Source organism: Collinsella aerofaciens, assembly GCF_902501475.1.
GTDB classification, from domain to species: domain Bacteria; phylum Actinomycetota; class Coriobacteriia; order Coriobacteriales; family Coriobacteriaceae; genus Collinsella; species Collinsella aerofaciens_AL.
In genome coordinates, this window is record NZ_CABWIF010000004.1 from 62,069 (window position 1) to 73,828 (window position 11,760).

Consider the following 11,760-nt stretch of genomic DNA (forward strand, 5'->3'; position numbering starts at 1 on the left):
GTTATTGGTCAGAATGACTAATCGTCCTTGTCGTCTTTCATGACAACGGTGGTCTCGGTGTGGCTGAAGGTGTCGTGCTTCTCGGTCAGGTCGAGCTCGCCGCAGTACTCGTCGGCGTGGGTGGCCTCGTTGGCCGTCTTGAGCTGGCCTACCAGTAGCACGTCTCCGATAATCACGATGATCAGCGGCGCGATGACGTTGATGAGGATGCCCTCGATATCAAAGGTGAGGTAATCCGGATCGAAGGCGTATTCCCCCATAAAGAGAATCTGGGAGAGGATAAATCCGATCACAAAGAACAGCACCGAGGCGATGGCGAGCTTGGGCTTGGAGCAGGGGAGCTCGCCGACCAAGCGGCCGGTCTGGCCGTTCATGGCAAACAGGTAGCTCTTGCCGTTCCACGAGGTGGAGAGCATCCAGACGGGGAACAGGGCGTAGTCGCTGTCTTCCCAGGTGTAGTCGAGCTGCTTGCTTTCGACCGTGGCGTCGTCATACTCGTCGACGACGGTCTCGCGCAGGGCCGAGATCGTACTTTCTTCCATACGACGCTCGGCGCGCGCCTTGCAGGTCTCGCAGTCCTCGTCGTAACGGTTGGCGATGTAGCCGGGCATATATGCGACCGAGAACGGACGCAGCGCGTCGTAGTCAAACGGCTCGATGGCATCCATGTGGCCGTCGGGCATCTTGGACGATCCGTCGACGGGCACGCGCTTAAACGAGATATTGCCCTTGCGATAGGCATCGTAGTGGTCGGTGGTCGTGACGGTGCGGTCGGATTCCTCGGTCACGGTCTCGTTGGTCGCGTCAAAGTACACTTCGCCGTCAACGCGGGCGCCGTAGAGCCAAAACGGCACGTAGACACCTTGGACCTCGTCGATGTGGTTGCCGGTGACAAAGCTCTTGGGCAGCAAGATCTTGCCCTTGTAGTGTTCCTTGAGTGCGGCCGTGACGTCATCGCGCCCGAGCTTAAACGGAATTACTAGGTCGGGCGAGAAGTCGCCCGAGAGCTGGCCGGGCGCCACGGCGGAGTTGCCGCAGTACGGGCAGGTGGTGACGGCGACGGTGCCGTCGGACACGAGCTCGGCGCCGCACGACGAGCAGATGTAGCCGGCGTTTTGGGCGAGCTCCTGCACCGCGTCGTCGGCGACGGGCTTGGGCGTTGCGGCTGCCGCATCGGCTTTGGCGTCGGCCTTGTCCTGGCGCTCGCGATAGAGGGCCTCGACTTCTTCGACTTCAAAGCGCGAGTCACAGTAGTCGCAGACGAGCTCTTGCTCGGCGCTTGCAAAATGCAAGGGGCCACCGCAGGCAGGGCACTGATAGTTAACGCTCTCGAAGGCCATGATCGGTCCTTTCCGTGCCGGGGGCTATGCGCCGATGGCGCCGCCGCAGTATTCGCAGCGCCCGCTGGCATCGGGGATGGTGGTGGCTCCGCAGAAGGGGCAGGTGACCGCGGTCTTGGGGGCCTTGGCGGCCACGACGCTATCGCGCGTCTCCTGGCGCAGCTGCACCAGCGCGTCGCGGACCTCGGTTGCCTGGCGCTTGGCCTCGCGGTATTCGATGGAGCCGCGCTGATCGATGGTGGAGTCGTTCACGCGCAGGTTGATCTCGGTAAAGTACGGCGTGTTGACGTGGATGGTCAGGTTAAAGTCGTAATCCAGGTCATAGCGCGGCGGATTGTAGCTCTCGCGCTCGCCGTCCTTGGTCTCGCGATAGATCTCGGTGCGATGCTCGTCGATATCCATATCGCAGCCGAGTACCTGCGAGAACTCGATGATGTCGGGATTGGCGTCGCGCCAGCGGCTCTGCGAAGTGATGATCAACAGGCCCGCGTCCTCATCGAGCATAATATTGGTGCGCCCGGCAGAAAGCGTGCGCGTGGGGTTGAACGAAGACAGGCGCTCGGCGTTGGCCTCGCGGTAGGCGAGTTGCTCACGGATATCGTCCGCGGTGCTGGAGCGATAGCCGTGAAAGTAGGGGGAGAGCTTGCCGGCGCACTCTTTGCACAGGTAGCCTTCATTGATTTTTGTCTTACCTAGAAGTCCCAGCTCGGTACCGCAAATCGCGCACTCTTTCTTCTCGAACATCTTGTCAAAGAAGCCCATGGTTGCCTCCCATCAACTGGTAGCGTGTGTCACTTTTGATGATGGGGGAGTGCGCGATCCTTCGCGATACCCAGACGGCTCAAGGAGTCTCCACAACTGGGACACATGGCCCATTTTTGACCAGTCGTTGGGGACGTACTTAAATGAGTGGTAGTTGGAGACACTCCTTGCCGAGCTTGAGGCCGCGCGTGTCCCTTCTGGTCCATGAGGCTCAAAACCGCGGCGTGATGTGGACGGCTGGGGTCAAATTTGCAGCATTTCGAGCTCGGCTTCGATATTGAGACTGGTTCTTTATTAAAATAGATTTCCAGACAATTGAGCGGCTGGGGGTTAACCATGAGGGGCATGGGAGACACAACCACATATTTGCGTCGGGGCATTCGGGAGATTATATGCCTGGCGCTGTTCTTCTTCACGTTTTTGGCGTGCGAGTATCTTTTTGATGTGCGCATGGCCGAGTTCGTGTCTCCGAACGAGGTCGTTATTTATGAGAGCCTTGTCATCGGCGCGAGCGTGATTGGCTTTTTTGTGCGTCCCATTCTGTACTATCGCCGTCCCCATGCTATCGACGCAACGAGTGACGTCACGGGCGTTTTGCTGGTGGCGGCATTGCTGCTGTTGATTATGGCGGTTCAGGTTGAGGTGGTAATTGCCGGCGGTTTGGCGGCGTGCTGCGCGCTGGGCTACTGCGGATCGACTGCTCATGCAAATTTTGCGAGGCGCTTTGCGCGAACGCCCTGCTTGGCGCGCGCCGCCGCACTTTCTTACGCCATGGGCGTTCTGGTGCAGGTTCTCAACCACATGGTGATGCCTGTCGGCATTCCTCAGCAGGCTGTTCTGGTCGTCTGTGCGATCGCGCAGGTGGCGTTGCTCCACGGTGCCCGACGCGCCAAGCTGCGCGACGAGTCCGATCCCAACTTTGAACCCAGTGTTGCCGGGCTTTCGGTAGATGCTCTGGAATATGGCGCCAAGTGGCATGACGATCCCGAGGCAAAGGCGGCATTCCGTCGCGCCGTAGTTCGCCTGACCGTGGCGACGGCGTATCTTTCCAGCGTATTCGCCGCTCTCAACGCGGGCTTCACGACCCTGTATGCTGTCGGAGCCGTCGATTTGGGTGACTGGCCGCGCCTGCTGCTTGTCGTGAGCTCGTTGGCTGCCGGCGTCCTATTTGACCTGCACGGCCGCTCGTATATGAATATCGGCATGACATGTGCCGCCATACTGTCCACGCTTTCGTTCTTTGTGCTCATCGTCGATGGCAATGGCGGCAACGAGCTTGCTGCCACGATTATCTTTTATCTGGGCTCGGGCTTTTTCGTGGTGTTCTTTACCACAAAATATGCCGCCGTCTCGCTCTATGCGCGCTGGTCATATTTTTGGCCGTGCATGGGTCGCGTCGTCAACAACGTGTGCTCGATGCTCGTGACGGCGCCGGCGGTGGCGATCATCTCGAGTCAAAACGTGCTGTCTGCGGTCGGTGCGGCGCTCGTGATGTTTGTGGGCATTGCGATTACGCTGCTGGGGCAGTTGGGGCAACGAGCCGATGATGCCGCGATGCGGGACGGACTGCCGCTTGCCACCGACGATCTTGGTGGGGATCTTGCGCCCACATGCTCCGACCCCGAGTCCGTGGAGGCAGCGGAGCTCACGTCCGATGAACGCCTTGATGCCTTCGTCGCCACCTTTGGGCTTACAGAGCGCGAGCGCGATATTCTTGAGGTCTTGGTCGTTTCGGACCAGAGCGTTCAGGACATCGCCACAACGCTCTTTCTTTCGCGCTCCACGCTCTATCGCCACATTTCCTCGATCAACAAAAAGGCCGGTACCGCCTCGCGCGTGGCCCTCATCAACTTCTTCTGGTCCTGGACGCCCAAGGACTAGCTAATCTCCCAATAAGTTGCGGTGGAATAGTCCCTAAATTAAAGTCACGGGGCTTTAAACAGGAACTATTTCACCGCAACTGCTGGGGGGATAGACTGCGGCGGCGGCAGAGGCGGCGGCAGCGGCGTTGGCAGCTGTGGTAGTGGCAACGGCAGCTGGCAGGGTGTTTTCCGTCTACTTGCTACAGCAGCTCGCCGTGGCGGGCAATGTAGCGGCACTTTGCCAGCTGGGTGAGCGCGATATAGGCGGTAACGATACCAATGAGCAGCCCAAAAAAGCTCGTGGGCAGCGGCATGAGGCCGAGCACATCGGCGATGGGGCTTGCCGGCAGCCAGGTGACGAGCGCCAGGCCCAGCACGGTAAGAACGCACAATGCGGGCGCGGCGTGGTCGTGCGGGCTCGGCAGATGCGGGGAGCGCAACATGTGGACCACGAGTGTCTGCGACCACATGGACTCGACAAACCAGCCGCTCTGGAAGAGCGCAGCAAAGGTCGCCATACCCGCGACGTCGCCCGCGGCGGCAAGCTCGGACCAGCTTGCGTCCACGGCGGCGGGGCACACGACAAAGAAGAGCGCGGCGAAGGTCACGATGTCAAACAGCGAGCTCACGGGGCCCAGCTCGAGCATAAAGCCCTTGATGGACGCGGCGTCCCAGGCACGCGGGCGGGCAGTCCAGGCGTCATCGACGGTGTCCCACGGCAGTGCGATGCACACGATCTCGTAGACCAGCGACAGCAGTACCAGCTGCAGGGCGCTCATGGGCAAAAACGGCAAGAACAGGCTCGCGACGGTCACGGACAGCACATTGCCAAAGTTGGAGCTCACCGTGGTCTTGAGGTACTTGAGCAGGTTGCCGTAAGTGCGGCGGCCTTCGATGATGCCGCGCTCGAGCACGCCCAGGTCCTTCTGAAGCAAGATGATATCGGCGGATTCCTTGGCAATATCGACGGCCGAATCGACCGAGATGCCGCAATCGCTCGCACGCATGGCGGCGGCGTCGTTGATGCCGTCGCCCATAAAGCCCACGGTGTGGCCGAGCATCTCGCGCATGACACGTACCAGGCGCGCCTTCTGCAGCGGCGAGAGCTTGGCGAAGAGGTGGGTTTTCTCGGCGCGCTTGGCAAGTTCGGCGTCATCGAGCGCATCGATCTCGGAGCCGAGCAAGACGTTGCTCGCATCGATACCAATCTGCTCGCAGACGGTGGCGGCGACGCGGTCGTTGTCGCCGGTTAGGACCTTGACCGCCACGCCCTTGGCCTCGAGGGTGGCGACGGCGCCCGCGGCACTTGCTTTGGGCGGATCGAGGAAGGCCAAAAAGCCCATCAGCACCATGTCGCACTCGTCGGCGATGCCAAACTCGCCCACGCAGCGCGGATTGGTCTTCTGCGCCACGGCAATTACGCGTAGGCCCTCGGCGTTAAGTCCGGCGATCTGCTTGCGAATCTGGGCGAGCTTCTCGTCGGTGAGCGGCTGAGCGATGCCATCGATCTCGACAAAGGAGCAGATCTCGAGCATTTCCTCGGCAGCGCCCTTGGTAACCATCTGAGTTTTGCCTTGGGCGTCGGCGACAACTACGCTCAGGCGACGGCGCGAGAAATCGAAGGGAACCTCGTCGACCTTGGTGTAGCGGTCGCGCAGGCTCTGGCCCAGCATGGAATCGGGTGTGACGGTCGAGGGCGTCACATCGGCACGGTCGATTACGGCCAGGTCGATAAGATTTTTGAGGCCGGTCTGGAAGAAGCTGTTCAAAAACGCATGGCGCAGCACGCGCGCGTCCTCGTTGCCATCGGTGTTGAGGTAGCGCTCGAGCACGATGCGGTCTTCGGTGAGGGTGCCGGTCTTGTCGCAGCACAGGACGTCCATCGCTCCGAGGTTTTGAATCGCCGGCAGCTCCTTGACGATAACCTGGCGACGGGCGAGGTCCTTGGCGCCCTGCGACAGGCTCGTGGTCACGATGACGGGAAGCATCTGCGGCGTGATGCCCACGGCCACGCTCGTGGCGAACAGCAGCGCGTCGATGACGTTGCCCTTGGTGGCGGCGTTGATGGCAAAGACGGCCGGCGCCATAACGAGCATCAGGCGCACCAGCGGCATGGAGACGCTCGAGACGCCGCGGTCAAACGCGCTCTTTTCGCCGCGCCCGTTGAGCATCTTGGCGATGCCGCCCAGGTAGGTGTCCGAGCCGGTGGCAACGACAAGCGCCATGGCGGCGCCGTTTTGCACGGAGGTGCCGGTAAAGACGATGTTCTTGCAGGCAGAGAGTGGCAGTGCGGAGCCGTCGGCGCCCTCGACGACGGTGACGGCGGTGGTCTTCTCGACGGCCTCGCTCTCGCCGGTGAGTGCGGACTCGATCACAAACAGGTCGCGCGCGGTGATGATGCGGGCATCTGCCGGCACCATATCGCCGGCAGAGAGACGGATTACATCGCCGGGGACGAGCTCGTCGAAGGGGATCTCGATGCGCTCGCCGTCGCGCAGGGCGGTGCAAGTGTTGGAGACCAGGTCCTTGAGGGCCTCGGCCGCATTGCCGCTGCGGGCTTCCTGGATAAACTTCATGCCGCCCGATACCAGCAGCATGGTGCCGATGACGATGACCGTGGAGGGGTCGCGCTGCGGTTCGGGCACGGCGAGCACGTCGATGTAGAGCGAGACCAGTGCGAGCGCGGCGAGGATGCCGGCGAAGGGATCGATGAACGCGTCGGCGATGCGGCGGGCGAGCGTTTTGGTCGTTGCCTCGATGGTGTTGGGGCCGACGGCGTTCAGGCGCTCAGTTGCCTGCTCGACGGTGAGGCCGTTTGCCGTGGCGTCAAGCAGTACGAGGGCGTCCTCGGCACTATGGGTGGCGGCGAATATGGTGTTCTTGGACAGGCCGGTATGAGCGGCAGGGCGCGCCGTGCGGCGGCGCTTGGAGATGGCTTCGAGTACCGTGACGGTTTTGAGCATCAGCATAGGGTCCTCCTTGTTGAGGGGAGTTAGCGTACGTGTCGTATTTGCTTCAAAAAACCTAGATGTCGCTCACGTCAAGCTCTTGAGCCCACAAAGGGTGCAGCGCGCCTTTGCGGTGGTTTTGGCGATCTGCCGGTGGCGTTTATGCGTGTGCGGAGTCCTCGCGGCGTGCCGAGGGCGACATGCAGGTTTTTCGACTAGGACTGCCTTCCATGGCACACCTCCTAAAGGCTGAGCGCAGCGCGCTTTGGGTATCTCGTACCCCTTTTTAATCCGCCCGTATTCTTGATGAGGGGGTTTGACATGTCAACCCCATTGTTCGGAAAACCATTCCCCCTGACAAAGCCTTTACAGAATGCCGTGGCCCCAAAGCGCGCCCGCATCGACGCTTCGCCTGCGCTAAACTGGAAGGCACGTACGCGATTACGAGAGGAGCCCGCATGGAGGCTTACAAGCAAGAGTTCATCAAGTTTATGGTCGAGTCCGACGTCCTTAAGTTCGGCAGCTTTACGCTCAAGAGCGGCCGTCAGTCCCCGTTCTTTATGAACGCCGGCGCTTACGTGACGGGCTATCAGCTCAAGAAGCTGGGCGAGTATTACGCCCAGGCCATCCACGATAACTTTGGCGACGACTTTGATGTGCTGTTTGGACCGGCCTACAAGGGTATTCCGCTGGCCGTCGTGACCGCAATTGCCTACCACGAGCTGTACGGCAAGGAGGTCAAGTACTGCTGCGACCGCAAGGAGGCCAAGGACCACGGTGCCGATAAGGGCAACCTGCTGGGTTATGAGCCCAAGGACGGCGACCGTGTGGTCATGGTCGAGGACGTTACCACCAGCGGCAAGTCCATCGACGAGACCTATCCCAAGGTCAAGGCTGCTGCCGATGTCGAGATCAAGGGCCTGATCGTGTCCCTCAACCGCATGGAGGTCGGCAAGGGCGGTGTGACCACCGCGCAGAAGGAGATCGAGGCCAAGTACGGTTTCCCCGTCGCGAGCATCGTCTCCATGGCTGAGGTCGTCGAGACCCTCTACAACCACGAGATCGACGGCAAGGTTGTCATCGACGACGAGCTCAAGACCGCCATCGACGCCTACTACGAGCAGTACGGAGCACGTTAGTTACGGCGTTTTACCAAACGCCGTAACTGCTCGACGCTGCGCGGGCCGCATTTGGACAATCTGACGTTCAACTTCAAGGGCGCGACCAGAAGGTCAGCGCCCTTTCGTTTCACGTCACCTTGTCTCAAATGCGACCCGCTCGCTGTCCGTTCTCTACCTGCGGCGTCGTCTTGCTCCGAATGCGGCTCGCTCGCTGTCGTTGCCGAAACATCGGCGTTGCCGGACTAGTCATTGGGGACGTTCATAAATGACTACTCAGGAATGAGCGTGGATAATCTCCCGTTTTTGGCCTGTGTGCAGGCTCAAAGTGGGAGATTATCCACGCTCGCTTTAATTTGCCTGGGTTGCGATGCCTATCTAATCGGCTCGGCGTCTTCCCTGAGAATCGAAAGATACTCTTCATACCCGTACTGCCGGTATCTCTGTCTTGACTCGTCGAGCGGACGGAGGATACCCAATTCTTCAAATGATTTGACGAGCGAGCTCGCGGTACTCCTACCGATATCGAGTTGGGCAGCGATGAATGCGGTGTCGACGATGGGGTGCTCTTCAAGAATGCCCAACAGCCTTTGCCCGTTTGCAGCAGTCCTTCCGAGATTTTCGGTAATGGTTGCTGTGGAACGGTTATGGAGGTCAACAAGGTTTTTTAAAGACCCTACCGAGTCCTTCGCACTTTCGAGAAGACTGTTGCAGAAAAACTCTATCCATTCCTCGTAAGTGCCTCTCTCCCTTACGGATGTGAGTTGCCGGTAGTACTCGCTTCGATTTTTCTTGAACTGGAACGATGGATAGAACAAGCAAGAATGAAGAACGCCATCATTGATGAGCATAAGTGTAATGAGAAGCCTGCCCAGGCGACCGTTTCCGTCTAGGAATGGATGGGCAGTTTCAAATTGGTAATGGACGAGCGCCGCCCGCACAATCGGATCCATTTCGACTTGAGGCTCATTGATAAAGCGTTCGAGGTCCTGGAGCGTGTTACTCAAATCTTCAATGTTTGGAGGGACAAACGATGCAGTTGCAATGGTGCAGCCTGAGGGGCCAATCCAGTTTTGTGAGGAGCGTAGCTCGCCTGGATTCTTCTCCGTTCCGCGCACTCCGTCCAGCAGGACCGCATGAACTTGCCTAAGAAGTCTCGTGCACAAGGGCATCTTTTTGAGCAGTTCTACGCCGCGGGCGACAGCGCGGACGTAATTCACGACGTCTGCGACATCTTTATGATGGAGTTGTGTTTGAGATGGACTAAGTAGGTCGTCAAACGTGCACTGGGTTCCCTCAATTTGCGAAGAAAGGAGTGCTTCTTTGCGCGCGTACATTGTCAGATACATGTCGGCGTTGGGAACAAAGTAGAGCATGCCTTCAAGCTCTCCAAGCTTTCGTGAGCATGCGGAAAGCGTGCGATAGGTTTCCTCGGTGAGGTTTAGCTGCCTCAATGATTGCAAAGGCGTTGGAAAAAACGAATAGTAAGCCAATTTCCCCGATAGATTATTGCGGAGCGTTCCCTGGCCGTTCTCCTCGATTTGCATCGCGCCCTCCATATCTTTAGTGCCGGAAACTCGTTATTAGGCTAATCATATCAATTCTAATAACGAGTTTAAGGATTAAATAGTTATTAGAATTGATGTAAACAATCTAATGATGAGAAGTCGTTATTACTTGACCATGGAGCTCGGCTTGGTACAAGGGGGTCATCCAAAATGAACGTGGATAATCTCCCGTTTTTGGCTCGGTGACGGCCTCAAAGTCAAAGTGGGAGATTATCCACGCTCGTTAGTTAAGCGTCCGAAAATCCACACTCGCCAAACCTACCAAAAGGGACGGTTTTATTTTGGCACGTTTCGGTCGGTATCAGGAAGTGTCAGTGACGGGGCGGCGGCAGGACTCGAGAGCGAAAAGAAGTATCGGGTTTGGTGCGCCCGCTTCTGCCCGTCCCGCGCGTGGGCGATACTCGGCTTATCGAACCGCGATGCAAAGGAGATGCTCATCCCACGAGCACTACCGAGAAGGGCTTGCGATTCGAGCCCTCGCCTTAGTATTTTGGTCATTTGGCACTATAATTACCGTAGGCATGCGCACAACGTTGCGCTTAATCAAGAGGAGAAAACGTATGGGTCTGTTTGATATGTTCAAGAAGAAGGCTGAGCCCGCGGCTGCCGCTGCTCCGGCCTCCATCTCTGCTTCTGCCGGCGCCGACGTGCTGTGCTCGCCCGTCAAGGGCAAGGTCATCAAGATGGCCGACGTGCCCGATCCCGTCTTTGGTGGCGAGGTTCTGGGCAAGGGCTGTGCCGTGTGGCCCGAGGACGATCTGGTCTACGCTCCCTGCGACGGTAAGGTAACCGTCACCATGGGTCACGCCGTGGGTCTGCAGTCCGATAGCGGCATCGAGGTTCTGGTGCACGTTGGCGTCGATACCGTCAACATGAACGGTGATGGCTTCGAGGGCTTCGTCAAGGCCGACGACGTTGTGAAGGCCGGCCAGCCCATTCTCAAGATCGACCGCGCCAAGATCGCTGCTGCCGGTTACAAGGACTGCGTCGTCGTGGCCGTGTCCAACACCGCCGAGTTTGCCGACGTCGAGCTCACCGTCGAGGCAGAGTCCGCCGTCGCCGCCGGTGACGCCATCGTTAAGGTCGTCCGCAAGTAAACTGCGGCGTTCAAAGGATGTGCAAGGGTGGTTGGGTTTTCCGGCCACCTTTTTTATTGCACCGTGGGGAAGCGTTTTATTGCGCGTTGGGCGGGCTTGCAAACCGTTCGGACGCTAAAACGAACCGACCGCGCCTTCGCGTTGCCGAGGGTGTTCATAAGTGGATAGTATGGGCTTACTTATTACAACGTGTGCCGCGTCCGGGAAGCGCGGTGCCGCTCATTGGGAGGAACAACATGAAAAAGAAGCTGCTGCTTGTGCCCCTCATGGCCGTCTTGGTTGCATGCGTGGTCGTGCTTTCCGGCTGTGGAGGTCCTTCGGTTGAGGAGCTCATCACCGAGGATCTTACGACGCAGTTTGACGAGGTCAAGAACGGTGGCGACGACTTCCTTTCTGGTCTGGAGGAAGCTTCGGGCGACGAGTTCGAGCAGCTGGGTATCGATCCCAAGGAGTATGCCAAGACCTATCTCGAGGGCTTTGACTACAAGATCGGCGACGTGACGGTCGACGAGGACAAGGGTGTCGCGACCGCCGAGGTCTCTATCACCTGCAAGTCTATGAACAAGATCGTCGAGGACTTCTCCACCCAGTATCAGGAGAAGGTCGCCGCGCTTGACACGGTTCCTTCCGATGACGAGCTGTACAAGATGGCCGGTCAGGTTATGGTCGATGTGACCAAGGCCACCGAGCCCAGGAAGACCACGGTTATCTTCAAGTACACCTGTAACGACGACGGCGAGTGGTCTGCCGACGACTCCGTCAACTCCGAGATGATGGATGCAATGCTGAGCTAGGGGAGTTACGCGGTTCTACGAACCGCGTAACCAGTTGACGCTGCGCGCCGCCCAGGACGACAATTTGTCATTCAAAAGGCGAGGCATGACCAGAAGGTCTATGCCTCGCCTTTTTCATGCCAACTTGTTCGTCCTGGACGTCGCTCGCTCATATGACCCAATCCGCTGTCAAGAGCCACAATGGCCCCGCCGACCGCTTGCAATCGGTCGGCGGGGCCTGCCGTTAACCCGTCCCGGTCCGCCCCCGGCATGTCATCGACGCCTTCGGCTC

General features: G+C 58.9%; 8 protein-coding genes. 4 read left to right on the forward strand and 4 right to left on the reverse strand.

Translation table 11 applies throughout. From position 1 onward, the window contains the following. Nucleotides 1-17 precede the first annotated feature (17 nt). Nucleotides 18-1,340 (reverse strand): Trm112 family protein, encoded by a 1,323-nt coding sequence (locus GDJ93_RS01430; protein ID WP_152067481.1) that lies wholly within the window; start codon nucleotides 1,338-1,340, stop codon nucleotides 18-20. Between the two features lie 24 nt (nucleotides 1,341-1,364). Next, on the reverse strand, nucleotides 1,365-2,102 hold the full coding sequence (locus GDJ93_RS01435; RefSeq protein ID WP_035136607.1) for a DUF4428 domain-containing protein: 738 nt from the start codon (nucleotides 2,100-2,102) through the stop codon (nucleotides 1,365-1,367). 336 nt (nucleotides 2,103-2,438) lie between these two features. Here GDJ93_RS01435 and GDJ93_RS01440 point away from each other — a divergent pair, with 336 nt between their 5' ends. Then, nucleotides 2,439-3,983: a helix-turn-helix transcriptional regulator gene (locus GDJ93_RS01440; RefSeq protein WP_152067482.1), complete on the forward strand. Its 1,545-nt coding sequence runs from the start codon at nucleotides 2,439-2,441 to the stop codon at nucleotides 3,981-3,983. Nucleotides 3,984-4,164: 181 nt separating this feature from the next. Here GDJ93_RS01440 and mgtA read toward each other — a convergent pair whose 3' ends face one another. Further along, a complete protein-coding gene (gene mgtA, locus GDJ93_RS01445) occupies nucleotides 4,165-6,933 on the reverse strand; it encodes a magnesium-translocating P-type ATPase (protein WP_152067483.1) in 2,769 nt (922 codons plus the stop codon). Nucleotides 6,934-7,370: 437 nt separating this feature from the next. Here mgtA and pyrE point away from each other — a divergent pair, with 437 nt between their 5' ends. Continuing rightward, entirely contained in the window at nucleotides 7,371-8,051 is a 681-nt protein-coding gene (gene pyrE / locus GDJ93_RS01450) for an orotate phosphoribosyltransferase (protein ID WP_148332521.1), read from the forward strand. 353 nt (nucleotides 8,052-8,404) lie between these two features. Here the strand turns inward: pyrE and GDJ93_RS01455 are convergent, their stop codons facing one another. Continuing rightward, a complete protein-coding gene (locus GDJ93_RS01455) occupies nucleotides 8,405-9,577 on the reverse strand; it encodes a Fic family protein (RefSeq protein WP_193221408.1) in 1,173 nt (390 codons plus the stop codon). 581 nt (nucleotides 9,578-10,158) lie between these two features. Between GDJ93_RS01455 and GDJ93_RS01460 the strand changes: the two genes are divergently transcribed. Both GDJ93_RS01460 and GDJ93_RS01465 read left to right on the forward strand, forming a co-directional pair. Continuing rightward, nucleotides 10,159-10,695 carry a PTS sugar transporter subunit IIA gene (locus GDJ93_RS01460; RefSeq protein WP_035136613.1) on the forward strand — a complete coding sequence of 179 codons (537 nt, stop codon included), beginning with the start codon at nucleotides 10,159-10,161 and terminating at the stop codon, nucleotides 10,693-10,695. Between the two features lie 236 nt (nucleotides 10,696-10,931). Beyond that, nucleotides 10,932-11,489, forward strand: a complete 558-nt coding sequence (locus tag GDJ93_RS01465; protein ID WP_152067485.1) for a hypothetical protein — start codon at nucleotides 10,932-10,934, stop codon at nucleotides 11,487-11,489. The last annotated feature ends 271 nt before the right edge of the window (nucleotides 11,490-11,760 follow it).